Raw genomic sequence first — 26,127 nt, forward strand, 5'->3', positions numbered from 1 at the left:
GTGTCAGGGTTCGACATCACCTTCCATCGGCGATTCGCTTCTTGTGATTCCATTCTTACCGGAGCGGCAAGGGAATCGGGAATGATCGATCTGACTAATCGCGTTTAAGCAGACTTGTCGGATCAATCACGTCGAATTGATCGCAACAGATTGATCGCGTGAACGGCCACTTGTCAATTCGATGTTTTGTTGCGATTCCACCCAAATAGTGGGGGTTTGGTAACTTGCCGGCTCTGATTCCCGTAAAAAATCGGTTCTCAAACGCTGTAAGGGCGTTTTGGTTTCCGTTAAAACTTTTGGAAATCAATCGGTGGGTGCCGCCTGCGAAGCGATTTGCTACCAAATTGGACCCGCCAGCACACTCAATACAGCCTTGAGCTCGCCATCGAATCGGGCGAGTGGACCGCGCGAGTATGGCTGTAAACGCAGCGGAAATGCCGTGATTTACACGCTAAATGCTGGTTCAAGCGGCCAGGACTGCTGGCAGGTGGCCGATTTCCGACGGCGAAAGCTCATCTCGGCAGAGGGCCGAATCCGTCGCTGGAACGTAAAAATAGGATCATTTTTGTCCTCGAACCAACACAGCATCCTTCCCACCGCGATCCCGTACCCCAACGCGAGGCATAAAGAGAATCGCGAAGCGGAGACCGAAGCGTATCGCGAAGTGGAGACCGAAGCGAATCGCGTAGCTGCAAGAGAAATGCGACGCCGAGTGATTCCAGCGGCGGTCAAGCCGGGATGCGTTGATGATGCTGATGATGCGTTTGGATCCATTTCGCGGCATCATCAAGAGTTTGCTGGAGGTCGCGGATCGTGTACCCCAATTCGGCCTTCGCTCGCGAGCTGTCGTACCAATGGAACATCCGGCTCATTTGGATGACGGCGCTGTTCAAATCACCTTCTTTGCCTGAAACCAGCGAGAAGGCATCTCCCAATTTTCCTGCAATCCACAATCCGGCAGGACCGGTGGGCATTAGGGGGCCGCGTGAGTTCATTCGCTCGGCGATCTCTTTCCAGAGCTTGAAATAGGTGACGTTCTCTCCGGCCAAGATGAATTGTCGTCCCTCGTCGCCGCCCCGCTCGATCGCCGCGATTGTCCCTGCGGCAACGTCGCGTGAATCGCACAGACTGCATCCGCCTGGGGGCGCTAGCGGACGCCAGGCGCGACCGACTTCGATCAACATCCTGCCACTGCTTGGTTTCCAGTCCCATGGTCCCAACATAAACCCAGGATGCACGATCGCAGCACGCAGCCCCAGTTTGACTTGCGCCAGCACCTCGTCGACGCCCGCACGTTTACTCTGTACATAGCTGCAAGGGATTTGATCGTTGCTCGTCGTGATCGGGGTCGATTCGTCCACGTTGGTCGTTCGTGAACCGATCGCCAGCGTATCCACGGTGCCGACATGAACTAATTTGCGATCATAGCGGCGACAGGCTTCGGCAATCACGCGGGTGCCATCACGATTGACTTGCATCGATTCGTGCAGCCGCGTCCATCCTAAATGGATCAGTCCGGCCGAATGAATGACGGCATCACAATCGGCGACACCGGTCTGGATCGTGTCAGCATCGCGGATGTCCCCGTGCAGAAATTGAGCGTTCAGACCCGAGAAAATCTCTCGATCGGGTTCGCCACGCACCAGGGCAACCGTCTCGTGCCCCGCTGCTTCTAACTGCCGCAGCACGGTATTCCCAAGCAAGCCAGTACCGCCCGTCACTAGGACACGCATGATTCAATCTCTTCTTATGTCGATAGATTTCGGGGAGAGAAATTGAGATTCAGTTCACGTAATAAGATAACCAAGATCCTCAATCGCTACATAAAGCTGTCTCTACGATCCACTAAGCCTCATTCCACTAAGCCTCATTTAACCTATCGGCACGAAACCGGCTGACCTGTAAAGGCAGCGCTGTAGAAATCGTGGGATTACGAAATCCTTTTCAGCGTGATCGGCACGAGATTTCTCTGCGGCTCCGTCAGGGGGAGAGAAATGCTTGCAACGGCAAATTCCAGACCGCCGCCGATGGCTTTCTGCAGAAAATGGGTGTTTTTTTGAATCGTGATCGCAGAAAACAAGCTCTGGCATGCCTGAAACGCCTCGCCCAAAACGCCCCGTTGGGGGCGGATACAGCTATAACATGGTTCCGGTCCCCTTTGCTGCAGCCCACCGAGACGAGGATCTCTTGATGAAATTAAAACCCGCTAATGTCGTTTGCTTGATTGTGTTGTTGGCCGCCACTCCTTCTTTCTTGAGCGCGGCCGAGTACGACGTGTACTTGCTGGCGGGCCAGTCCAACATGGACGGCCGTGGCAAAGCGAGTGAATTGACCGAGGAACAACGTCAGCCGTCGGATCATGCGATCATCTATTATCGAAACCTGCCAAAGTCGAGCGATGGCTGGCAACCGCTTGCTCCTGGGTTCAGTATCGCGCCCGGGTATAAAGGCGAAGTGCCCTCGTCCACGTTCGGTCCCGAACTCGGCTTCGCACATGGGATGTTGCAGGCCGAGCCGGACCGCAAGTTGGCCCTCATCAAGGGATCCAAGGGAGGATCGAGTTTGCGAAGTGATTGGAAACCCGGTGTGATGGGCGAACCGAAAACGCAGGGCCAACGCTACCGCGACTTCGTCGAGACGATCCAAATGGCAACGCAGGCATTGAGCGAACGAGGGGATCGTTACACGATTCGTGGGCTTTTGTGGCACCAAGGCGAATCCGATTCGCAGCTCGCCTCCGACGATTACGAAGCAAGGTTGTTGCAGTTCGTCGATCGTATCCGCCAGGACGTTGGCGTACCGGACTTGCCCGTGGTCGTGGGGGAAGTGTTCGATAACGGAAAACGGGACAAGGTCCGCGCCGCGATCGGAGCGGTCGGCACTCGCGGTGCAGGATTTGGCTTGGTGACCTGCGAAGGGACGTCCACCTGGGACGAAGGGACACACTTTGACGCTGCCAGCCAGTGGTTGCTGGGAGAACGCTACGCCACCGCCATGCTCAAGATCCGAACCGCGAATCCAAATCCGTGACCCTCGCCAACCGAGTCGCTGGCCTACAAAGTCGCTGGCCAACCGAGTCGCTGGGACTTGGGGGGATCGCGCCGCGATCACGAGCCGGTTTTGCGGCAATGCGCAGTGGTCGTTCGTTTGCGGTTCAGCAGCAAAGTGTTAGGATTGTGAACATACGTTCCTCATGTCGCATCATGGTTGGGTTTGGTTCTCGACAGACGGGGCGACGATTCTTAGTGGAATGAAATGATGACCAAGGACGCTTCTCCATCGGATGCCGTGGCGGCGGACGCGATGACTCCGGTTCACCAAGTTTTGCAGGACGTCTGGGGATACGATTCGTTTCGGCCGCTACAAGAAGCTTCGATCCGCAGCGTGTTGGATCGCCGAGATAGCTTAACGGTGTTGCCGACCGGGGGCGGAAAATCGCTTTGTTTCCAGGCGCCGGCGCTCTGTATGGATGGCATGGCGGTGGTCGTTTCGCCGCTGATTTCGTTGATGAAGGACCAGGTCGATTCGCTGCGCGCCTGTGGTGTCGAGGCCGCCTTCATCAATAGCTCGTTGACGGAGGCTGAGAAGCGGGAGGTCGCCGAGCAAATCCGAGCGGGCAAAACCAAACTGTTGTATGTCGCTCCGGAACGCTTGTTGTCCAGCCGGATGCTGCAGTTTTTGCACCAGACACCGATCTCGTTTTTCGCGATCGACGAAGCTCACTGTATCAGCAATTGGGGGCATGACTTTCGTCCCGAATACCGCGGGCTGCGGGTTCTAAAAGAGCAATTCCCTGCGTCCGCAGTGCATGCTTATACCGCGACCGCGTCGCAACCGGTGCGGGACGATATCGTCGGCCAACTGGGGCTGCAGAAAGCGGAGGTGTTGGTCGGCGATTTTGATCGTCCTAATTTGACCTATCGCATGCTGCGGGCGAACGGCCGATTGCAACAAGTCGTTGATGTGATCGAGCGTCATCGTGGCGAATCCGGGATCGTGTATTGCATTAGCCGCAAAGAAGTCGAGCGGACCGCGGCGGCGCTGAATCAATTGGGGACCGTTGCCCTGCCCTATCACGCCGGAATGAGTGACGAGGATCGAAAGCAAAGCCAAGACGCATTTATCAAAGAGACGTGCGATGTGATCGTCGCCACCGTCGCCTTTGGAATGGGAATTGATAAGTCAAACGTGCGGTTTGTGGTCCATGCCGGGATGCCCAAATCGATCGAGCACTATCAACAAGAAAGTGGACGTGCCGGGCGTGATGGTTTGGAATCCGAATGCGTTTTGATCTACTCCGGTGGCGACGTGGTCACATGGAAAAAAATCATGCAGGGCGACTCGCAGGCCACCGGCGGCGGTGCACTGCAATCGCTCGAAGCCATCAATCAGCTGTGCGGCAGCCCCGTTTGCCGGCACAAGGCTCTGGTCGAATATTTTGGCCAACCCTACACCCATGAAAATTGTGGTGCCTGTGATTTCTGTCTGGATGAAATCGAGTTGGTCGACGATCCAATTACGTTGAGCCAAAAGATCTTGTCGTGCGTTCTGCGAGTGCAAGAGCGGTTCGGAGCTTCGCACGTTGCCAAGGTTCTCGTCGGATCAACGGAACAGCGGATCGTCCAACTCGGGCACAACAAATTGAGCACGCATGGCTTGTTAACCGACGACGGATTAAATGCGGTACGGATGTGGATTGATCAATTGGTCCAGCAATCGTATTTGCAACGTACCGGTGAGTACCAGATTTTGTCGCTATCCGAGTCGGGCCGCCGCTTGTTGCACCGTGATGGAAATCCACGATTAAGTGTCCCTGGTAAAAAAACTCGCTCGCGAAGCCGAGTGGTGTCGGTCGATTCGTGGGACGGTGTGGATCGCGGATTATTTGAAGCGTTGCGGAGCAAGCGAAGTGCGATCGCATCGGAGAAGAATGTGCCAGCCTATATCGTGTTCGGCGATGCCACGCTGCGTGAACTCGCTCGCGTTCGTCCGGCGACGCTCGAGGCGTTTGGCAAGATCAAAGGAGTCGGCGATCGGAAGCTGGCTGATTTTGGCGAAACGTTTCTTGAGCCGATTCGCTCTTATTGTGAAACCCACAATCTCGAAACCGATGTGAAAACGGTGCCCGCGCCGGCGGCAACCGCTGCTGCGCCACGAGCGGTCTTGCCCAATGCAAATTCGATGGCCGCGTTCGATAATTTCCGCCGGGGCGAATCGATCGAAGAAGTTGCCGAGAAGTTGGGGCGAGCTGTCTCGACCGTTGTCGGTTATCTGCAGGATTTTTTGCGTCAAGAAAAAATCACCGATCCGTCGCCTTGGGTGGACGAGCAGACTCGTGATTCCATCCTCGGCAATCTGCATTTGGTGGAAGAAGGGCGGATCAAGCCGATGCATGAATTTTTTGAAGGCAAGATCTCCTACGAAGCGATCCGTGTTGTCTTGACATGCCATCAAAATGTGGAAACGCCGGCCGCATCCGAAGCCCACTGATGTTGCCTAGTCGGCGTTTATTCGCGTCGCTGAAGTCGCAATTGGTTGCGTCCGTCGTACGTCAGCAATAATGCCCCATCGGCGGCAAATTGATCAAAGATCGTAGCGAAATACCCTTGCTCGCCGGGCCATGGAAAGGCAAAGATTAAATCGAAGTCGTCGATCGATTTTCCCAACGCTTCGTAGGCACTCGGGCTGTCGATATCGACGTTTTCAAAGTCTTGGATCACGGACTCGATCACCGAACGATCGTCGGGCAAAAAACTGCCTTCGACAAATTCGGCGTCGATGTCAAAGTCTTCAGCGAGCAGGCGAGACTGATCAATCAAGTCACGCTCGACCTCGATTCCGACCGCGTCCATGCCTTCGATCGCCGCTAACATGGTGACAACGCCAAAACCGCTGCCCCACTCCAGAAACGAATCGCCGCAAGCAATGCGGTTTTCGACTAACCACCCAATCGCCGCGCCGACCAATTCAAAATCGGACACGACAAAATTGTGAATCGTGTCGCGGCGGTTTTTGGTAAACACATCCACTCGCTCGTTCGCTTCTTTGATCAATTCGAGATGTTCGTCTGGATGCGACGCGTCGTTGAAGCTAGGCAGGGGGACGTTCTTTAGCATGCTGATCAAATGAGTTTGTTAGGAGGACAATATTCGCTCGAACTGAAACACCGTTGTCGATTTGGGATGTCGATCGAGCAGGTTTACGCCTCACCGAGTTGTTCACGCAGCGTCTTCATTCCGCGGTGCAGCAGTCCCGCAATCGCGCCGCTGGACTTGTCCAACGCTGCGGCCACTTCGCTCAACTTCATGCCCTCGATGTAGTGCAACCGGATCGCTTCGCGCTGCGCCTCGGGCAACTGCTCGATTGCCAAGGCGATTCGCACCACGTTTTCGCCCAACGCCACATTCTGGCTGGGCGTGGGACCGTCACCCGCCAACAAACCCTCGAGCCGCATCGAGGACTTTGCCAATTGTTGCTGCATCGATTGTTCGCGGCGAACGTCCCGCTTGTCTCGGCGAAAATCACGATCGAGATGACACAGGTGGCGGGCAAGGATTTGTCGCAACCAGCCGCGGAATTCGGCGTCGCCTGTGCCTCGGAATTGATCAATCGCTTGGACCGCTTGCAGCATCGTTTGCTGGACGATGTCCGATTCTCCAATTTTGGCCTGCAGTGCCCGCCGCATCTGCACTTTCGCAAGCATGCGAAGATACGGTTCATAGCGAGCGACGATTGCCGGATCCGACGTGTCGATGGGCGTTTGGTCTTCCGAGTCCGATGTGTTTGACATCGCTGTGTCTTGTTCTCGAGGGCGTGGCAAGCATCCGTGACAGGTGAAATGGCTCGCAGGCAATTCGCGTTTGAGCCGCCCCCCATTTTAGTCGATATCTGCCAATACTTCTTCGATCGCTTGAGTGACAGTCTCTGCCAGGAAACGCAGTTCCTCGTTCGATGCGACCAACGGCGGCATCAGCACGATGACATCCCCGAGCGGTCGTATCCAGGCTCCGAGTTCAGTCGCACGCTCACAAACTTTTCGTCCGATGAGTTGGTCGCTGTCAAACGGCGTTTTGCTTTCGCGATCGGCCACCAATTCGATCCCTACCATCAAACCGCGGCCTCGCATGTCACCGACATGGGTATGGTTTGCGATCGGAGCGAGGCACTCACGTAGAAACTGGCTTTTGGCGTCAATCGTGTCGGTCAAGTTCGTGTCGCGGAACAGGTCCAACGACGCCACTGCGGCCGCGGCGGCAAGTGGATTCCCGCCGAAAGTGTGGCCGTGATAGAACTGTTTTCGCTCGGATGATTTTCCTAAAAACGCCTCAAACACAGCAGGCCGTGCGATCGTCGCCGCCATCGGCAAGTAGCCTCCGGTGATTCCTTTGCCCATGCACAGAATATCCGGCGTGACGCCCTCGTGATCGCAAGCAAACATGCGTCCGGTGCGGCCGAATCCGGTGGCGACTTCGTCCACGATCAGCAAGACGTTGTATTGGTCGCACAATTCACGGATGCGGGCCAGCAAGCCAGTCGGGTGCGTGATCATACCCGCCGCACCCTGGACCAGCGGTTCCATCACGACGGCGGCAAGCTCGGCGTGGTGTTGCTTGAGTAGCGATTCAATTTCGTTGGCATAGTAATCACAGGCGTTGTCGGAGTGGACGCCATCGGGCAACCGATAGCTGCACGGCAATGGCCCGCGAACTGGGGTGAAAACGATCGGGGCAAATAATTGGTGAAAGTACTTGATTCCACCCAGTGAAACCGCACCGGTGGTGTCGCCATGGTAGGCCGACGAGAGTGCCAGATAGCGAGTTTTGGTGGTCGAAGTTGGACTCGAGTTCGGCGTCGTCTGTTTTTTTAGATGCCAGTACTGCAGCGCCATCTTCAGCGCGGCCTCGACGGCGGAGGACCCATCACTGCTAAAGAAAACGTGCTTCAAATCGCCGGGGGTGACTTCGGCCAATCGCTCGGCCAATTGGTCGGTGATATCCGCCGACATGCCCAGCGTGGTGATATGGCTGACGCGGTCGAGTTGGGTGCGGATCGCCGCATCCATTTTCGGATTGCGATGGCCATGGACGTTGCACCACAGGCTTGCGACGCCGTCAAAAAGTCGTTTTCCAGAGGTCGTGGTTAGCCAGCAGCCCTCGGCACGCTCGATGACGATGTTCTGAAAATCGGCCATCTGTGTGAACCCGTGCCAATGAAAACTTTGGCTTTCGGGGGGGGCGGGAACGCTGTTTTTTTCGAGCGTGAGCGGTGCGTTGCTGTGTAATTGCAGTGGTTTATCAGTAATTCGTGAAGTCATCGCGAGAGTCGAGAGAATTTGCGGTACGCCAAACCACGGGAAATCGTTAAAGTAGGAGGGCTAAGTCAACCAAGGGAGTGTAATGCATGGCCAGAGAAGCAGTCTACCAACAAACCGAACCCGAGTCCGAAACCGAAGCGTTGATGCCGAAAGAGCAGGACAATTCGCTGCGCCCTCGGCGTATGGACGAAATGGTTGGCCAGCAGGACGTCATCGAACGGCTGAAGATCGCGATCGATGCGGCTCAGGGACGCGGCGAGCCGCTCGGCCATATCTTGTTTGATGGACCGCCGGGACTTGGCAAAACGACGTTCGCTACCGTGATCCCCGCCGAGATGGGGACGTCGGTGGAAATGGCCAATGGTGCGGGGCTGCGAGCCCCCAAAGATTTGCTGCCCTATTTGACGAATCTTTCCGAAGGCGCCGTGCTGTTTATCGATGAAATTCACCGCATCCCCAAATCGGTCGAAGAGTATTTGTACACGGCGATGGAAGATTTTCGCATCGACATCATTCTAGGCGAAGGGGTTAGCGCAAGGACGTTGAATTACGAATTGCGGCCGTTCACCTTGATCGGAGCAACGACGCGAGCGGGGATGCTGAGTGCTCCGCTGCGAGACCGTTTTCAAATTCGCGAGCATCTCGGTTGGTACAATCAAGCCGAGCTCTGCGAAATCGTACAACGCAATTCGAAAAAACTGAAAATCGCCATCGACGATGGTTCCGCTGGCGTGATCGCCGGCCGCAGTCGCAGTACGCCGCGGCTGGCGAACAATCGCTTGCTGTGGGTGCGTGATTACGCGCAAAGTAAGGCAAATGGAAAAGTCGACGCCACGGTCACCGCAGCGGCGCTCGATATGATCGGGATCGATACCTTGGGGCTGGATAAACAGGATCGCGGTTACCTCGATACGTTAATGCGGGTCTTTTTGGGAGGCCCGGCAGGCCTCGAAGCCATTGCCCACACGATGAACGTCAGCAGCGACACGCTCGAGGACGAAGTCGAGCCGTTCTTGCTCCGCACCGAGATGATTGTGCGAACACGTCGCGGCCGGATGGCGACTCATAAAGCGTTCGAGCATATGAAGGTCAAAAAGCCTGACGCCAGCGCCTAGCATTCTGGGATTGTTCCCGTAGCGAAACTCGCCAAAAGTTTCGTCAGCCACCCAAGCTTTCCGTAGCGGAAGCCGCCAAGACTTTCGACATCCCCCCCCTTTTTCCAAAATCACTTGGGGGCTGCCGCGCTCGCGTGCGTAAAACTACACTGTCCGCGATGAGCGATATAGAACAATACGATTACGACCTGCCTCGCGAAAGAATTGCCCAAGAACCATTGGCGACTCGCAGCGATGCTCGATTGATGCTGGTGGATCGCAAAGCGGGCACGATTGACCACCACTACGTCCGCGATCTGCCCGAGCTGCTGAAGGCCGACGACACGTTGGTGCTCAACAACACGCGTGTCATTCCCGCGAAATTGGTGGGTTATCGCGCCGAAACGAGCGGCCAGTGGCAGGGGCTGTTTTTGCGTGCCGATGCAGCGACCGGGGTTTGGGAGGTGCTGACCAAAACGCGTGGCACGCTGCGGCCCGGCGAAGCGATCACGATCAAGGACCGCGAGGGCCGCCCCAGCATGCAATTGGTGGTCGTTTCGCGAACCGACGATGGGCACTTGTTGGTGACGCCGCGATTGCCCGGCCGAGACGAATCCGAATGGCCTCGCGAACCCGCCGATTGGCTCGAACGCTATGGCCGGATCCCACTGCCCCCCTATATCCGTGACGGCCAGATGGTCGATGCCGATGTGAAAAATTATCAAACGGTTTTTGCCGAGCATCGCGGCAGTGTGGCTGCCCCGACAGCCGGTTTGCACTTTACCGACAAGCTGCTCGATTACATCCGCACCGGCGGCACCGACATTCAAGAAGTCACGCTGCATGTCGGGATTGGCACGTTTCGTCCGATCGCAGTCGAACGGCTTGACGAGCATACGATGCACAGCGAGTGGGGCCAAATCGATGCCGCCACAGCCGAGACGATTCGGGCCCGCCGCGCCCATGGTCGCTGTATCGCTGTCGGTACGACCAGCGTCCGTGTGCTCGAGAGTGCCGCCCAGAACGCCGAAGGAAAACTCGAGCCGTGGACCGGCGCGACAGACCTGTTCATCAAGCCGCCGTATCAATTCAAAGTCGTCGATGCGTTGATGACCAATTTTCATCTGCCTCGCAGCAGTCTGCTTGTTTTGGTCAGTGCGTTTGCAGGACGCGAATTGATTATGGAGGCGTATCAAAACGCCATCGAAAATGAATATCGCTTCTTCAGCTACGGCGACGCCATGTTGATCGTCTAGACCGCTGATTGTCCAAACGCTGTGAGCGACGTTCATTGTCGCTCTGCCACGACTTACTCTTATCCGCTTATTGCGACCCGTTATTTATGTCTACTGAAGAACACATCCTAGTGATCCCCGAGTCAGTGATTGACGCAATCGGCGTGATCGATGGTTTTGAATCGGATGTCGATCGATTCTTGCTGCCCATTCTTGCCAGTGACCAGTTGTCGTTCCAACCGCGTACGCCAATGGAAACCGACCCCAGCTTCAAGCAGTTGATTCCGTATGTGTTGCTGGAATGGACCGAGAGCGATGGGACGAAGAAATTGTTCACGTACACGCGTGGCGGTGGTGGCGGAGAGAAACGCTTGCATGCCAAACGCAGCGTTGGAATCGGCGGCCATATCAGCCGTGAAGATGCCGCCGACGGAGCCAATCCGTACACGACCGGGATGCACCGTGAAATCGAAGAAGAAATCCAACTTCGCTCTCACTACCAGGAAACGCAAGAAGGTTTGATCTACGATCCTTCCAACGAAGTGGGCATGGTCCACTTGGGAGTCGTTCATCGATTTGTTTTGGAATCGCCCGAAGTGCAAAGCAACGAGGCGGATCTGGCCGAAGGCGGTTTCGTCAGCATCGAAGAGCTGAAAGCGGATATCGAGCAATTGGAAACGTGGAGCCAATTAGCGATCAAAGCTCTCTACTAGACAATTGGCGTGTCGCGGAAAACGCAATTCAATTTATCGCCTAACTGTCCTCGGTGGCGGAAATGCGAGAGCTAGCAGCGTGTCCGCCAGCAAATAAGTGACGGCGAGCTCTATTTCCGTTAACCTACTGCAATACGTCGCCGCGCATCCCCGCTCTCTTTCCGGTGGAACATCGCTTTGGCTATTGGCATCGATCCAACCGTTGACTTTGCTTTCAAAAAGCTTCTGGGAAGCCCAGAGCATCCCGCTGTCACGCTGCACTTCCTAAATGCGATTCTCGGGGGAGATCCGCTGATCACGGAAGTGGATGTTCTGAATCCGTTCCTTGAGAAGGACTTCGAGGGCGACAAACTCTCGATCCTGGATATTCTCGCTCGCGACGAGAGGGGGCAATTGTTCAATATCGAAATGCAAACGGCGCTCTCGACGGAACTTCCCGAGCGATTGGCTTTCTATGCATCTTCGCTGTTTGTCGGTCAAATTGGTCAAGGTGATAGTTATCATGAACTGTGCCCAGCGATCGGAACTTGCGTGCTCAATGACGTTATGATTGCTCATACGCCTGAAATTCATCACGATTTTCGCTTGCGTTGTGGCGAAGCGTTGCTGACCAACCATCTGCAAATCCACCTGTTGGAGTTGCCGAAGTACGCCTTGCCAAGTGATAATAAGAAAATCACCGATCCGATCGAAGAATGGATGTTTTTCTTTCGTCAGGTAGAGAATTTGACAGCTGATGAGGTCGCCAAGCGACTAGATGATCCGACGTTCGTCGAAGCCGTGGGAGTATTGGAAATGATTGCGAGAAGCCCCGAAGAACGAGACCTGTACGAAGCTCGTTTGAAAATGCAACGAGATGAAGAGGCTCGCCTGCGCTACGCTAAGAATCAAGGGCTCGAAGAGGGAATCCGACGGGGAAACTTGGCCGGCCGGATCCAACTACTGCAAGAACTGCTCGGCGAATCGGTCACTGAGATGGCGGTCCTAGAGACTCAAGACATTGCCGAGCTTACGGCAGCCGTCGCCGTACTTCAGCGGCGACTTCGCGATCGTGATGCGTAAGGACTGTCGGAAGAATAACTGGCGGCGACTTCCGTAGTGGACGAGGCAACGAGTCCTTTTTGGCTCAATGAAGCTGCAGGACTCGTAGCCTCGTCCGCTACCGCCCGCCATTTGTTGTTCCGAACGTCCTAACTCGAGTGAAGAGAATTTACTCGCCGTACCGCTCTCTCCACAAAAAAAACGACGACGGCATTCACCGTCGTCGTTTTGTTTTTCGTTTCTACCTAGCCCAAAAATTCTTATTCAAGAATCTTGTTAAGGTCGGCGATAACGGCGTCGACGTTTAGCTTCTTAGCGTTGGCGACGGCGTAATTCGCTTTCACATTGCCCTCGTTTGCCATCACGATGGTGACGTCGGCTTTAGGGTTGATGCCGTAGTTGTCTGGACCGTTTGCGTTTTCGTTAGGAACGACAAAAGGAATGTTCTTAACGCTGGTCGTCGAAACAAACTTCTTGGCGATATCCGATGCATCGTCTTTGTCTTCGTTCAAAACGTTAACGAAAACGCGAAGTTTGGATTCTTCGTTCGATGCCACTGCTTCGTCAAGCTTCTTCACCAATTCGGCAACCTTCGGGTCGTCGCTGCGAGTGAACACCATGACTTGAGGCTTCGAGCCATTGCGGCAACGGTAGCACAAGTTTTTGCCTTCGGCGACACCGTCGTCTTCTGCGCCTGCACATTTGGTGACGTAGAACGCACCTACGTTTTCACCCGGTTGCAAACCGCTCTTCATTCCACCTTTCTTGGCTGGCTTTTCAGCCGATGCGGTGGTCGCGGAAACGAGAGCCAACGCCAAACCGAGTACTAAAAAGTTCTTCATTCTATATCCTCATCAAAAGGGGGGCATTGTCGCCATGCTCACTCGGCATGGTTTCAACAGTTTCGAATCTTCCGCAGATTGAATTGTCTGAAAATTGGTGTCATCGCGTGCTACTGTCCACTGCAATGACGATTAAGCGTAATCATCCGCCACCAATTTTTGGGTTTGTCATCTAAATTTGCCATTAGGGACAAGTGCGCCGAGGTGTGTTTCGCATGGTTGGATAGGGAGATGGCTCTCGCATGCTACGACTTGGACTCTGCTTAGGCAACAGTTCACGCATCACCCGAATTGCTGACGAGGCGGTATTATAGCGGACGGAAAAGACCATCGGGGGTGTTGGGAATGCCGATCCTTTGAACATTTATAGTGGACATCCGGCAAGTCGTTCCCCCAGAATGCAGGGTAGAGAAGGATGTTTCTGGACTCATCCAGGCTTTACAGAGTGGATAAGATGGGCGAACCGATTTAGCGCCAATTCAGCAAAATTAGGATTTAGCAGTGGCAATAACCTCAGCAAAAGACGGCATCCAGCGTGGGGCGTCGTTCCCCATTGTCCGTTTTTCAGAACCCAAGGCAAAGTCCATGGATTTGCGGTTTCGAGTCGGCTTGCTCCTGGTGTTGTGGTGCGGTGCGACGTTCTCCGTCAGGGCTGACCCACCCGCGACCCTCACGAAATCGCGGGATTTGGCTCGATTGACCTCGAGAAATGCGATTATCGATCCTGACCTTGACCGCTCGCCCGTCGATCTGGCGATCAATCCGGCGGGAACGTGGCCAGCGGGTCAATGGATCGTGACATCCAATCAAACCTCTGACTCGATCTCGTTGGTGTCGACCGAGTCCCGTACGGTGGTGGACGAAGTGGTTTGCGGTGACCATCCCACCGACATCGTTTTTGCCAACTCCGGAGACCGTTTTGTCGTTACCTGTGCATGGTCTGGCGAATTAGTGCTCTATCGTTTGGAATCTAATCCCCGTCCGCTGGACACTCGGGAATCAAGTCGTCCCACAACCTCGTCGTCGCAAGATAAAAACGCCGCTGCGACGCCAGAAATAAAGGAAGTGTCGCGTATCCAACTTGGTTTCGAACCATCGGGGGTCGCGTTGTCGCCCGACGCAATGCGTGCCTACGTCGGTTTGGTCGCATCGGGTGAGGTGGTCGAGGTCGACTTGGAGGAAAACAAAATTTCGCGTCGATTGGATGTCGGACATTGGCCAAAGAACCTGACGATTTCGCCTGATGGAAAACGTTTGGCAGTGGGCTGTAGCGGCGAAGGCAAGATCGCCGTCGTCGATACCGCGTCGTTCGAACTGCTGTATGACGAGCCTCTCGTTGGCGGTATCAATCTCGGACATATGGTTGCGTCGCGTGATGGCAGCCAAGTCTATTTTCCCTGGATGGTCTATCGCTCGAATCCGATCACCATCGGCAACATCAAACGAGGCTGGGTGTTGGCCAGTCGGGTTGGGCGAGTTCGGCTGGATGGTCCCGCGTACCGCGAGGCGATTTCGTTGGACGTGCCTGAATTAGCAATTGGCGACCCGTATGGAATTGCGATCACGTCCGATGAAAAACAGATGGTCGTCACTGCAGGCGGCACCCACGAATTGCTGTTCTACCGACTTCCTGATCTGCCCTTTATTGGTGCCGGAGGACCGGGCGATTTGATTGAACGCGAGTTGCAATATGATCGAAAGCGGTTCGATCGAATTCCGCTCGGGGGACGTCCATTGGGGATTCAAATTGCAGGTGATGACCGCACTGCCTACATTGCCAACTACTTGAACAATTCGGTGCAAGTGGTTGATTTGGTTGAACGGAAATTGCTGCATGAAATCGATTTAGGAGGCTCCGATTCGATGTCACTCGCTCGCCAAGGAATGGCGATCTTTCATGATGCAACGCGCAGTCTGGATCAATGGTATAGCTGTCATTCGTGTCACCAACAGGGCGGTTCCAATGCGCTGCCGATGGACACCATGAATGATGGTACCGAATTGACGGTCAAAACCGTGTTGCCACTGTTTGGCGTCGAGGATACAAAACCATACACGTGGCATGGGTGGCAGCAGAGCTTGGATGATTCAATTGCCAAGTCTTTCACGTCAACGATGATCGGCAAACCTCCGGCGGCAAGTGAGACCAAGGCCGTGCGAGCGTATCTAGCCTCGCTCGAATTGCCTCCCAATCCGTACTTGGGTCTCAATGGCGAATTGTCGGAATCGGCCGCTCGCGGACGCCAAGTCTTTTTCAGCTCCAAAGCGGCTTGCGCCGATTGTCATCGTGGTCCCGAGCTAACGGACAACGAAATTCACGATGTCGGCCTCAATTCCAAACACGACTTTTACGAGGGATACAACACGCCATCGCTGCGAGGGACCTACCGAAAAGTACGCTGGTTACATAGCGGCAGAGCCAAAACGCTCGAGCGGGTCATCACCGATCTGCACAGCCCCGAAAAGGTCAACGGCGAAGCGGAGCTGACTGAACAAGAGGCGGCCGATTTAATCGAGTATTTGAAGACGTTGTGATGGAATTGTGTCTCGCGGATCGGCTAAAATGCCAGGATGCAACATTTCGATCTCCAGGCCGATTCCGATCTCCAAGCCGCTTGCCAAACCGTCGTTCATTTGTCGCAGCATATGAACCGGTTGCGAGGCGAAGCGGTCCAATTTCAACAGACTTGTGCGACGCTTGATCGCGGCTATTTCACGCCCAGCGAAGATGACCAGGTAACGCACCTGTGGGTGTCTTATCATAAGGCTCGCAACGCGCTGCTGGAATTGATTCACTCGACTCGCCAATCGGTTGGCAGAGACGTCGAGGATCACCCAGCCGAATTTTTGTGTGCCTATGCCGCAGCCGTCGTGCTAGTGGATGCTGCTCGGTGTTTGCGAGATCTTTTTTCGAACAACGCACTCGTGCGACGCAAATTAAACGAGTCGTTTGATTGCTACGGGATCTCCGCTGGCAGCTTTGACGCGATTCAGTTGACGTTGACGTCGCCATCCAATGCGACGCAACTGAACCGAGCGAACCATTTTTATACCGACCATCATGACTCGCTTGCCGAGACGGCTGCCGGCAACCCGGTGCTACAAGAAGTTCAAAGCGTGATTGACACCCGATTGCAGCGAGTGCAAGTTGGGCCCAGGCAATACATTCGCTCGCGGATCGCCGAGCGTCGTCGCGATTTCCGTCAGCGTATTCTGGCAGGTAGCCTGCAACAACTGATTTACACCGTGCAGCAGTGGGGATCGCTCGCCGTCAGTGCGATTAGCACGAACCCAAGTCACATTCCTCAATTGCCAGCTTCGATCGCGGCCGAGTTGTCGACTTTGCTGCGTCCGGGCGACATCTTCGTCACTCGCAAAGACACCGCACTGACCAATTATTTTCTGCCGGGATATTGGCCACACGCCGCGTTCTATATCGGTGAAGAACAGGTGATCGAGTCGCTCAAAGACGGCGTGCGGGTGCGATCGATGATTTCGCCGTTTGGCAATGATGCGGTTGCGGTCATTCGCCCTCAGCTCGATCCAGCGGTCATCACAAAAGGGATCGATCGAGCGAAGACCCACGTGGGCAAACCTTACGATTTTGATTTCGACTTTACCCGCTCGGACCGTCTGGTTTGCACCGAAGTCGTGTATCGAGCCCTCGAAGGGGTGGGCGATATCGTGTTCACTCTGACCAAACGAGCAGGGCGGCAAACGCTCTCGGCCGAAGATCTCTTGAACCTTGCGGTCCAGCGGAAGCACTTTCACCCCGTGGCGGTGTATTGCCCAAGTCACGGCAACCAGCTGCAGGGCGATGAAGCGATGTGTGAAATACTGCGAAAGACGATGGTAAAATAACGGCAATGATTGCCTTGTTGGCGGATCTCTATTGTGAGAAAGTTGACCGGCGATTTCCGATCGATTACTCTTTCTAGGCGTGCTGTTCCCCGCCTTTCGCCCGGTATGTGACCGATCTTGCCAACGCCCGACATCCTTAGGGCACTCCAATTCCTTGGGGCCGACAAGTGGCCGACGAATTTCAAGCAGGTTCACGCCGCGTTTTTCCCTTCCCGCGTGCTCTGACTCTCTCTCCCTCTGATAGGTACTTCTGATGCGAATGCTGAGCCTGATCTGTTTCTTGACCAGCTTGCTGCTCCCGATGAGCCAAGTTCGCGCTGAATCCAACGCGAACTCGTCAGATCGAAAAAAAGTGGTCTTCATTTCGGGGCCACCCAGCCATGGCTATGGCGCGCACGAGCACTACGCGGGGTGTTTGCTGCTGGCCAATACGCTCAAAGAGGCGATGCCAAATTTTGATGTCGAAGTCATCAAGCATGGATGGCCCAGCGAAGGCGTCAAGGCACTCGAGGGGGCCGACAGCATCGTTGTCTATTGTGACGGTGGCGGACGTCATCTGTTGAACCCGCACGTCGACGAGCTTGATCCGCTGATGAAAAAAGGGGTAGGCCTCGTTTGTGTTCACTACGGCGTCGAGACGCCTGCAGGCAAAACCGGCAACGCGTTCTTGGATTGGATCGGTGGCTATTTTGAAGCCGGTTGGTCAGTCAATCCGCACTGGGTCGCCAAGTACGAAACGTTTCCGGATCATCCGATCAGCCGTGGTGTGAAGCCGTTTGCGATCAATGACGAGTGGTACTATCACATGCGATTTCGCGACGAAATGAAAGGCGTCACACCGATCTTGTCGGCACTGCCGCCCGAAGACACCCTCCGCCGCCCCGACGGACCACACAGTGGTAATCCCGCAGTTCGCAAAGCGATTGCCAACAAGGAAGTCCAGCACATGGCGTGGGCTGCCGAACGTGACGGAGGCGGTCGCGGGTTCGGTTTTACCGGGGGCCATTTTCACTGGAATTGGGGCGACGAGAACTTTCGCAAAGTGATGCTCAATGCGATCGTCTGGACCGCACACGGCGAAGTGCCCGAGAGCGGTGTCACGACCGGTAACCCGTCGCAAGACGAACTCGAAGCGAACCAAGACGAGCCAAAGCCGGCCGCGAAGGCTGACGCTAAGACTAAAAAAAAAAGTCTGACAGGCCAGTCGGGCGGACCGCGATCAAGCGATCGCAAGCCAAATCGGTAGCAAGCCGTTCTGTAAAACCGATCTTCAAGAGCCCACCAGTCTCGAAACAGACTCCGGGACATGCCGTTGCTATCGACGTCCCTCTTGGTGACGCGAAACAGTTGTACCTTGTCGTCACTGATGCCGGAAACGGATTCTCTTGTGATTGGGCGGATTGGGCCGAACCCCGCTTGGTCGGACCCAAGGGAGAAAAGAAATTAACCGAGCTGCAGTGGAAAGACGCGTCGGCTCAATGGGGCAAGGTCCGCGTCAATAAAAACGCAGGCGGCGGACCACTAAAGATCGCGGGCAATGCGGTCGCTTTTGGGATCGGAACGCACGCAAATTCGCTGATCGCGTTTGATCTGCCCGAGGGCTACGACCGCTTCGTTGCCAGCGGTGGGCTCGATAACGGTGGAACTGATCAAAGCGGTGGTGACGCTGCGGAAGTCGAATTTCTCGTCTACACCGCCAAGCCGGCACTGCCGACCAAGGGGCGTAATGACGCGGCAGGATCGCATGAGGTGGCCGATGCCCTGGACGGTTTAGACGTCGGCGATGGTTTGGCGGCGATGTTGTTCGCGGCCGAACCGCAACTGCTAAGCCCATCGAACATTGACATTGATCATCGCGGCCGCGTCTGGGTTTGTGAAATCGTCAACTACCGTCGTCACCAAGGGAAACGTGCCGAAGGAGACCGGATCTTGATTCTTGAAGATTCCGATGGCGATGGGCAGGCCGATACCGAAACGGTGTTCTACCAAGGCACCGATATCGATTCGCCCCACGGCGTCTGTGTGCTCGGCGATAAAGTCATTGTGTCGGCGGGCGACAAAGTTCTGCTGTTTACCGATTCGGACGGTGACGACAAACCGGACGACAAACAGGTCTTGTTCAGCGGCATTTCTGGAACCCAGCACGACCATGGAATCCACGCGTTTACATTTGGACCCGATGGAAAGTTGTATTTCAACTTTGGGAATGCCGGAAACCAAATCAAAGACAAAGACGGCAATCCGATCATTGATGCGGCTGGAAACGAAGTCGCCGCGAAACGGCAACCCTATCAAGAGGGAATGGTGTTCCGCTGCAATCTTGATGGCAGCGAATTTGAAACGCTCGGCTGGAACTTTCGTAACAACTGGATGGTCACCGTCGACTCGTACGGATCCATTTGGCAATCCGATAACGATGACGATGGCAATAAAGGCGTGCGAATCAATTATGTGATGGAATTTGGGAACTACGGTTACAAAGACGAAAAGACAGGGGCTGGATGGCGCTCGCCTCGCACGGGAATGAGCACCGCGATTCCCGAACAACATTGGCACTTAAACGACCCAGGCGTCGTTCCCAATCTGCTGTTGACCGGAGCGGGATCGCCGACCGGGATCACCGTTTACGAAGGCGATTTGTTGCCGATGTTTCGCGGCGATCTGATTCACTGTGATGCGGGACCCAATGTCTGTCGCGGTTACCTACTGGAAAATGACGGTGCTGGTTATCGTGCCGAAATCCGTGATGTCTTGACCGGTACTCGCGACAAATGGTTTCGCCCGTCCGATGTAAAGGTGGCTCCCGATGGATCGTTGGTGATTGCCGATTGGTACGACCCTGGCGTCGGTGGACACGGGATGGGGGATCTCGATCGAGGTCGCTTGTTCCGAATCGTGCCGAGTGACCACAACGGCAAATACCAAACGCCAAAGTTTGATTTCACTAGCGTCGACGGGGCCATCGAAGGGCTCAAGAACCCGAACTACGCGGTTCGCGCGATGGCTTGGCAATCGCTGCACAAGCGAGGAGCGGATGCCGAAGCGGCGCTCGCGAAGCTGGCGTCGTCGGGAAATCCGATTTATCGCGCCCGAGCGTTTTGGTTGCTGGGCAAGATCGAGGGGCGTGGTAAGAAAACCGTTTCCGCAGCGATCGCCGACGATGATCCCAACATTCGCATCGTCGGCGTACGCTTGGCGCGTCAATTGAATCTCGATGTTAGCCACTATGTTCAACCATTGATCAAGGACGAATCGCCCCAAGTGCGTCGTGAATTATTGGTCGCGCTTCGCCATACCGATTCGGCTCAAAAGGCAAATTGGTGGGCCGAGCTGGCACTGCAATACGACGGCCAGGACCGCTGGTACCTCGAGGCGCTTGGTTTGGCATCCGACACCGACGCGGACGCCTGTTTCGCCGCTTGGCTCGAAAAGGTGGGCGAGCATTGGAATTCGCCAGCGGGACGTGACATCGTTTGGCGAAGTCGATCCCCATTGGCACCCGCCTATTTGGCGAAACTGTTGCAAGATCCAGCGACAAGCGAAGCAGACCAAGCACGTTACCTTCGCGCCATGGATTTCCATGACGGAGCAGAGAAAGAGACCGCGCTAAAGAGCTTGGTTGAGTCAACTGCGGATGCTTCCGGCTCGGCAGTAGGCCGCAACGACGCGGTGATCGTCGAAGCGATATTGCGACTTCAGAATTTTGACATCCAATCCTCCGGGCCCGCCAAAGCAGCGGTGCTGCGTTACTTGCGAGCCCAGCCAGGAACGGATTCGTATTTTAACTTGCTTGAGCGATTGAAGTTAACCGAGATGGCTGCGGAATTGGCGCAGTTCAGTCTCGCACATCATGACCAAACAAGCGGCGTTCGTGCCGCGGAGATCTTGTTTTCGATGGATCGTCAATCGTTGCTGCTCGATGCAATGCAAAGCGATGACATCAAGCGGCGTGTTGCGGCAGTAACGTTAGTGGGGCATGCGGGACGCAATCAAACCGTGTCGTTATTGTTGCCGCTGGTTACTACGGATGGTTTGCCGAACGAAGTGCGTGTCGCGGCGCTCGAGGGGATCTCGCGACGTCCCAATGGTCGCAAAAAACTGCTCGATTTGGTCGTCACTCGCAAATTGCCAGATGACTTAAAATTTGCTGCCGCGAACGTGCTGTTATCGACCGCAGAGGCAGCGATTCGCAACGAAGCGGCGAAATACCTCGAGCTTCCTGCGACCGCCGACAGCCAGCCGTTGCCGCCGCTGGTAACGCTCGTGAAGCGACGAGGTAACGTAACCGCCGGTGCCGAGGTGTTCCGAAAAACAGGGACGTGCATCAACTGTCACAAAGTGCACGGTGAAGGAAAAGAAGTTGGGCCGGATTTGTCCGAGATCGGCAGCAAGTTATCGCGAGAAGCGATGTACGTTTCGATTCTGGACCCCAGCGCGGCGGTCAGTCACAACTTCGAAACTTACAGCGTGCTCACTGACGATGGTTCGGCGATCACTGGCTTGCTGGTCAGCGATACCGCGGAATCCGTTACGCTTCGCAATGCCGAGGGAATCGATCAAACGGTCAGCAAGGATGAAATTGAAATCTTTCAAAAGCAATCCAAGTCGTTGATGCCACAAGATCTGCAACGATTGATGACCGCCGATCAGCTGGTCAACCTCGTCGAGTACACCCTAACGCTAACAAAAAAGTAACGCCAGCGTCAGCCCATAGTCGCTCGGCTTTCCAAGCCGATTGCGTTCATTCACCCGAATGCAAACCGCTTCATCGGCACTCCGCCGTAGAACTCGCGAGTATGCGAGAGACATAGCCAGCGACGATTGATTGCTAACAGACGAAAAAGGGGACAGACGAATAAATTCAGAGCGGCGATTCGTCTGTCCTTGTCCTCGCCCACCTTTTCAGTCGCGATAGCGACGACAGCAGCGAACATGATTTGTGGGCGTCGCCATCGCAACTAAGAATCAAAACAAGATTTGCGTAGCCCATAGTCGCTCGGCTTTCCAAGCCGTTGGCGGTCATTCACCCGCATACAAACCGCTTCATCGGCAGCCCGCCGTAGAACTCGCGAGTATGCGAGGGACATAGGCAGCGACGATTGATTTTTGACAGACGAATGGGGTGACCGACGAATAAATACAGAGCGGCGATTCGGCTGTCCCACATTCGGCCGCCAAAAGTGCTTTGCGTCCGTTCCTTTCGCGAGAAAGTGACTGGCACACCGCCAATGTTCGCCGCGACTCAGCATTTCAAGCCCGAGTACGATTTGGCAGGCGAATTGTTGTCGAGCCGGGTCACGATCGCCGTGCAGAACGGGGATCGTCCAATTTACTTTACGGGCATCACCGCGACGATGAAGCGACCAGGATTTGTGACGCTATCGATTCCGCCTGAGGAGCAGTGGAGCGACTCACTTCGCTGGCTCACAAGAGAACAGCAAGAGCGGTTTGCCACCGCGGAATTTTTCACAATGCTACAAATACAGATCACCGGTCGGTTCTTGAAGCTCCCTCAACGCTCGCCACCGAAGTAAGCGGTTGCTGATTGTTGCAACGGCAAGCTCTGGAAAAGACCGTCGTGATCGCAGACAAGCTGGCTGCGGTTTCGCAACGAGGGCAACGGGGAACTGGAAATCCATTTGATAAGCCGAACGCAATTTGCAGCAACCAGCAGTACCTCGTCATCAAAAATGGATTAAAATCAAGGTAATCAAAAACGAGACTCCAGCGTGGAGTCTCCTCCCCATCAAGTACGGCACCGAGTCGTACATAACTCCGTTCTACGATCTATATGTTTCGCATGTCACGACTGCCGTGAATGACGCGAGACACCTCGATGCCACGTTCGGTCGCGCGGAAGAAAATCACGTAATTGCCGACGCTGAATGAACGGGCACCTGGCACTCCAAATCCTGGCCGCAATTCGCCCATTTCAGGCTGGGGCGCAATCGTTTCGCACGTCTCCCGAATCTTGCGTAACCATTCACGTGCCGCCTCCGGCTTGTCCCTCGCAATAGATTCAACAATGCCGAATAAGTCGTCGTCCGCCTCCGGTGCATAGATGACGTTCGCCATTAGCCTTTACCATTCTCAATTTCTCGAATACGCTCTTCCGCACGTCGGTAGACATCTTCGGCCGGAATACCTTTCCCGGCGTCCAACTGATCGAATCCCTTTCGTACTTCAGCGTGAAGCGTTTCCCTTGCCTGCAACAAACGCAACCCTTCCGCAAGTACATCGGATTCGTTCAGGAATCTCTTTTCGGAGACCATTCGTTGAACAAAGGGGACTAAATCGCTTGGGATCTCTGTTGTCATGACTATCTCAATTTTGACTGGCTTGGCAGCGATGTTGGTCGTAGAGCATGGTTTTTACGCAAGGCCCCTTCGGGGACATCTTCGGCGTGGTTTTGGCCGCGGCTCCATTATACAATCAAATCAGATTCAGAACATCTTCGCTTCGGTTGCGGCGGTGTCGTAAAAACCTTCCGTTGTGTCACCTATGCCCATCGGTTTGTTCGTCCTATCACCACTTCCTGACGGACGCACAACTTCTTACGGCTTGGGGTCAGCGAGGGGCAAGCCTGATCCCAAAGCCAATGTTCAAGGCAAGCCGCATCGCGGCGCGAGGTGGTTGGATTGTTAAAGCGACGTCGTATGGCATTACGAAACGCTAGTGGGAGTGCAGTTCGATGCATCGCATTGCCATGGATGGAGTGCGGCATTCAGAAGAAAACAGGAAAATGGGTGACAGGAAAATGATGATTTTGCATTTGGGGTCTGACCATTTTTCTGTCCCTCATCTTCCTGTAAATTCACCTTTGCTTGATGGATCAATCAAGCGATGCTTCGCAAGGTCAATTCCTACACACTGAACTGATTAGCAACCCACAGTACCTAACCAGCAACAATGGAATAGAATCGGGGCAATTAGAAGCGAGTCTCCAGCGTGGAGGCTCCTCCCCATAAAGTACGACGCCGAGTCGTACATAACTCCGTTGTACGACCTACTTGATGGAATCTTCACACGGTATTGATTTTGTCTACGACGGTGGGCCGGTCGGTGTGCTTGATCCTGAAACGCTTCCAGCCAGTGACGGCGTCGTGTCTTACATGCCGTATCGCTCTGGCTCGCATTGGGCGTTGCATCAGGCAATCAGTGCGGGCGATGCACCAGAATGCACGTGCGTTAAGGATGGCGTTGAATACTCATTTTTCGTTGACTCATGCCCGGAATACGGACGACTTGCGGTTCGTGACATACGTACTGCATAGCGTGTGGTCCGGTCGGCCAACTTCTTAGGGTTTGGGGTCAGCGAGGGACGAGGCTGATCCAAAACTCATGTTCAAGGCGAGCCGCTTCGTGGCGGGAGGCGGCTGGATCGTCAACGCGACGTCGTATGACACTACGAAACGCTAGCGGGGAGTGCAGCTCGATGCATCGCAGTACTCCGCTTAAATGTTTCGCCGAGTATTGCATTATCACACGGTCGGGAGAATACAGGAAAATGGATGACAGAAAAATGATGATGCTGCATTTGGGGCCTGACCATTTTCCTGTCCCTCATCTTCCTGTAAATTCACCTTTGCTTGATGGATCAATCAAGCGATGATTCGCAAGGTCAATTCCTACACACTGAACTGATTAGCAACCCCATAGTACCTAACCAGCAACAATGGAATAGAATCGGGGCAATTAGAAGCGAGTCTCCAGCGTGGAGGCTCCTCCCCATAAAGTACGACGCCAAGTCGTACATAACTCCGTTAGACAACCTCAGAGCTTCGTGATGTTACGATCACCAGGAATGACGCGTAGAATTTCTACTGTGTCGCCATGCTTGCGATGGAAGATCACGTAACGCCCGACGAAGTTGCACCTCACATCGGTTCCCAATTGCGATCGCAATTCACCGATATCTGGTTGCGACGCCAGAAGCAGGCACTTGGCTTCAACCTTTTCGACCCAAGCCACGGGTGCACCGGGCTTGTCGCACGCGATGTATTGCAGAATGCCGACCAGATCTTGACGTGCAGCGGTTGAATAATGAGGCTTCTTCATCCGTTGGTTGCTTCTGCCGCCATCGCCCTCAATTGCGCGAACACTGTGTCGTGATCGTGCAACTCTCCTTTGTCCGCTTGGTCGATTCCGACTTGCACTGCTTCTTTTAGCTTTTCATTCGAGACCAACAGGCGTATTCCTTCAGATACGGCCTCTTGGACCGAACCAAACCTGCCGGTGTTGACCAATGCCTCAATGGCTGACCGTTGATCTTGTGGTAACTGGATGTCCATTTTGCTCACTCGGATGGATGCTTGAAACATGACGAGACGGTCGACCAACATGGTTTTTACGCTGCGGCCCTGCGGGCACACCTTTAGTGTAGTGCTGATCTCGCTCTCATTATACGATCAAAACCGCTTTAGGAAATCTTCGCTTCGGTGGTGACGATGTCGTGAAAATCCTTCGTTGGTGGCCCAAGAGTGAGCAGCATCAAGCCGCAGAATCCCGAATTGCTCACTGACCTTGACGTAGATTACTCGCATTTTCATTGCTGCGATGATGAAGACCTTGTCTTCTTGCGTTGCCCCTCGTGCGGCTACATCTGGATAGAATGCTACGAATGTTCGACGCGGTACGTTGATCTACGCGATCTGTCTCGTCGCGAATCAAGCTACCTTTCCTCTGTCAACGAACGCGTCGCATGCCCTGAGTGCTCTGTCCCATTCGCCGATTTCTACTACCTCTCGGACAAAGTCATTGATTCCTACCTGCCGACAAGGCAACAGGTAATCGCGGCGGGATTCGACCGGTTCTTGGTGGAAAGGGGAGATTCCTAGGGCAGCGTGGTTCTCGCAACAATGTGTGGTCGCTGAGTTTCGGCATCCATATCGCAAATGCCTTTCGTTCTTCATTCCAGGCAGTCTCTCGTTGTATAATCGTTTAACTGGCCAACGTCTTTCGCATCGATCAGGGGCGGCGTCGACCGAAAAACTCGTGGTGCAAACCAGCGGTTAACAACTTTGAGTC

The 26,127-nt window shown here is 54.7% G+C and carries 22 protein-coding genes; 12 read left to right on the forward strand and 10 right to left on the reverse strand.

Translation table 11 applies throughout. The annotated features are described in order from the left end of the window. Positions 1-728: 728 nt before the first annotated feature. Positions 729-1,733 (reverse strand): NAD-dependent epimerase/dehydratase family protein, encoded by a 1,005-nt coding sequence (locus tag ABD971_RS21665; RefSeq protein ID WP_339937855.1) that lies wholly within the window; start codon positions 1,731-1,733, stop codon positions 729-731. 197 nt (positions 1,734-1,930) lie between these two features. Continuing rightward, the gene (locus ABD971_RS21670; protein WP_345325490.1) at positions 1,931-2,080 is read right to left on the reverse strand and encodes a hypothetical protein; all 150 of its coding nucleotides are present in this window, start codon (positions 2,078-2,080) and stop codon (positions 1,931-1,933) included. 110 nt (positions 2,081-2,190) lie between these two features. Between ABD971_RS21670 and ABD971_RS21675 the strand changes: the two genes are divergently transcribed. Together ABD971_RS21675 and recQ are read left to right on the forward strand one after the other, a co-directional pair. Then, positions 2,191-3,030 (forward strand): sialate O-acetylesterase, encoded by an 840-nt coding sequence (locus tag ABD971_RS21675; RefSeq protein ID WP_345325492.1) that lies wholly within the window; start codon positions 2,191-2,193, stop codon positions 3,028-3,030. Between the two features lie 225 nt (positions 3,031-3,255). Further along, entirely contained in the window at positions 3,256-5,490 is a 2,235-nt protein-coding gene (recQ, locus tag ABD971_RS21680) for a DNA helicase RecQ (protein WP_425571343.1), read from the forward strand. A gap of 17 nt (positions 5,491-5,507) precedes the next feature. On the opposite strand, the gene ABD971_RS21685 is transcribed toward recQ, so the two are convergent. The 3 genes from ABD971_RS21685 to bioA form a co-directional block, all read right to left on the reverse strand. Next, complete coding sequence (locus ABD971_RS21685; protein ID WP_345325496.1) at positions 5,508-6,116, reverse strand: class I SAM-dependent methyltransferase; 609 nt, start codon at positions 6,114-6,116, stop codon at positions 5,508-5,510. A gap of 83 nt (positions 6,117-6,199) precedes the next feature. Beyond that, positions 6,200-6,790, reverse strand: a complete 591-nt coding sequence (locus ABD971_RS21690) for a sigma-70 family RNA polymerase sigma factor (protein WP_339937847.1) — start codon at positions 6,788-6,790, stop codon at positions 6,200-6,202. A gap of 87 nt (positions 6,791-6,877) precedes the next feature. Next, positions 6,878-8,314, reverse strand: a complete 1,437-nt coding sequence (bioA, locus tag ABD971_RS21695) for an adenosylmethionine--8-amino-7-oxononanoate transaminase (protein ID WP_345325498.1) — start codon at positions 8,312-8,314, stop codon at positions 6,878-6,880. A 143-nt stretch (positions 8,315-8,457) separates the two neighbouring features. Here bioA and ruvB point away from each other — a divergent pair, with 143 nt between their 5' ends. The 4 genes from ruvB (at position 8,458) to ABD971_RS21715 (ending at position 12,418) form a co-directional block, all read left to right on the forward strand. After that, positions 8,458-9,429 carry a Holliday junction branch migration DNA helicase RuvB gene (ruvB, locus tag ABD971_RS21700; RefSeq protein WP_339938112.1) on the forward strand — a complete coding sequence of 324 codons (972 nt, stop codon included), beginning with the start codon at positions 8,458-8,460 and terminating at the stop codon, positions 9,427-9,429. Positions 9,430-9,587: 158 nt separating this feature from the next. Then, entirely contained in the window at positions 9,588-10,664 is a 1,077-nt protein-coding gene (gene queA / locus ABD971_RS21705; RefSeq protein WP_339937843.1) for a tRNA preQ1(34) S-adenosylmethionine ribosyltransferase-isomerase QueA, read from the forward strand. 86 nt (positions 10,665-10,750) lie between these two features. Then, positions 10,751-11,356: a phosphoesterase gene (locus tag ABD971_RS21710; RefSeq protein WP_339937841.1), complete on the forward strand. Its 606-nt coding sequence runs from the start codon at positions 10,751-10,753 to the stop codon at positions 11,354-11,356. Positions 11,357-11,533: 177 nt separating this feature from the next. Further along, positions 11,534-12,418, forward strand: coding sequence for an Rpn family recombination-promoting nuclease/putative transposase (locus tag ABD971_RS21715; protein ID WP_345325501.1), 885 nt, complete (start codon positions 11,534-11,536; stop codon positions 12,416-12,418). Between the two features lie 239 nt (positions 12,419-12,657). Here the strand turns inward: ABD971_RS21715 and ABD971_RS21720 are convergent, their stop codons facing one another. After that, entirely contained in the window at positions 12,658-13,239 is a 582-nt protein-coding gene (locus tag ABD971_RS21720) for a hypothetical protein (protein ID WP_339937838.1), read from the reverse strand. Positions 13,240-13,935: 696 nt separating this feature from the next. Here ABD971_RS21720 and ABD971_RS21725 point away from each other — a divergent pair. From ABD971_RS21725 to ABD971_RS21745, 5 genes are all read left to right on the forward strand, one after another. Continuing rightward, positions 13,936-15,774 (forward strand): c-type cytochrome, encoded by a 1,839-nt coding sequence (locus tag ABD971_RS21725; RefSeq protein ID WP_339937836.1) that lies wholly within the window; start codon positions 13,936-13,938, stop codon positions 15,772-15,774. 36 nt (positions 15,775-15,810) lie between these two features. After that, complete coding sequence (locus ABD971_RS21730) at positions 15,811-17,100, forward strand: YiiX/YebB-like N1pC/P60 family cysteine hydrolase (RefSeq protein WP_345325504.1); 1,290 nt, start codon at positions 15,811-15,813, stop codon at positions 17,098-17,100. 253 nt (positions 17,101-17,353) lie between these two features. Next, a complete protein-coding gene (locus tag ABD971_RS21735; RefSeq protein WP_345325506.1) occupies positions 17,354-18,346 on the forward strand; it encodes a ThuA domain-containing protein in 993 nt (330 codons plus the stop codon). A gap of 170 nt (positions 18,347-18,516) precedes the next feature. After that, positions 18,517-21,795 (forward strand): PVC-type heme-binding CxxCH protein, encoded by a 3,279-nt coding sequence (locus ABD971_RS21740; protein WP_345325508.1) that lies wholly within the window; start codon positions 18,517-18,519, stop codon positions 21,793-21,795. A 485-nt stretch (positions 21,796-22,280) separates the two neighbouring features. Beyond that, complete coding sequence (locus ABD971_RS21745) at positions 22,281-22,634, forward strand: hypothetical protein (protein WP_345325510.1); 354 nt, start codon at positions 22,281-22,283, stop codon at positions 22,632-22,634. A gap of 253 nt (positions 22,635-22,887) precedes the next feature. On the opposite strand, the gene ABD971_RS21750 is transcribed toward ABD971_RS21745, so the two are convergent. Both ABD971_RS21750 and ABD971_RS21755 read right to left on the reverse strand, forming a co-directional pair. Then, the gene (locus tag ABD971_RS21750; protein WP_345325512.1) at positions 22,888-23,175 is read right to left on the reverse strand and encodes a type II toxin-antitoxin system RelE/ParE family toxin; all 288 of its coding nucleotides are present in this window, start codon (positions 23,173-23,175) and stop codon (positions 22,888-22,890) included. Beyond that, complete coding sequence (locus ABD971_RS21755; protein ID WP_345325513.1) at positions 23,175-23,417, reverse strand: ribbon-helix-helix domain-containing protein; 243 nt, start codon at positions 23,415-23,417, stop codon at positions 23,175-23,177. Before ABD971_RS21755 ends, ABD971_RS21750 begins: the two co-directional genes overlap by 1 nt. A 696-nt stretch (positions 23,418-24,113) precedes the next feature. Here ABD971_RS21755 and ABD971_RS21760 point away from each other — a divergent pair. After that, entirely contained in the window at positions 24,114-24,374 is a 261-nt protein-coding gene (locus tag ABD971_RS21760; RefSeq protein ID WP_345325515.1) for a hypothetical protein, read from the forward strand. A 499-nt stretch (positions 24,375-24,873) separates the two neighbouring features. On the opposite strand, the gene ABD971_RS21765 is transcribed toward ABD971_RS21760, so the two are convergent. Beyond that, positions 24,874-25,158 (reverse strand): type II toxin-antitoxin system RelE/ParE family toxin, encoded by a 285-nt coding sequence (locus ABD971_RS21765; RefSeq protein WP_345325517.1) that lies wholly within the window; start codon positions 25,156-25,158, stop codon positions 24,874-24,876. Beyond that, complete coding sequence (locus ABD971_RS21770; RefSeq protein ID WP_345325519.1) at positions 25,155-25,421, reverse strand: ribbon-helix-helix domain-containing protein; 267 nt, start codon at positions 25,419-25,421, stop codon at positions 25,155-25,157. The genes ABD971_RS21765 and ABD971_RS21770 overlap by 4 nt, the downstream gene beginning before the upstream one ends. Between the last annotated feature and the right edge of the window lie 706 nt (positions 25,422-26,127).

The sequence above is a fragment of the Novipirellula rosea genome (genome assembly GCF_039541335.1).
Lineage (GTDB): Bacteria > Planctomycetota > Planctomycetia > Pirellulales > Pirellulaceae > Novipirellula > Novipirellula rosea.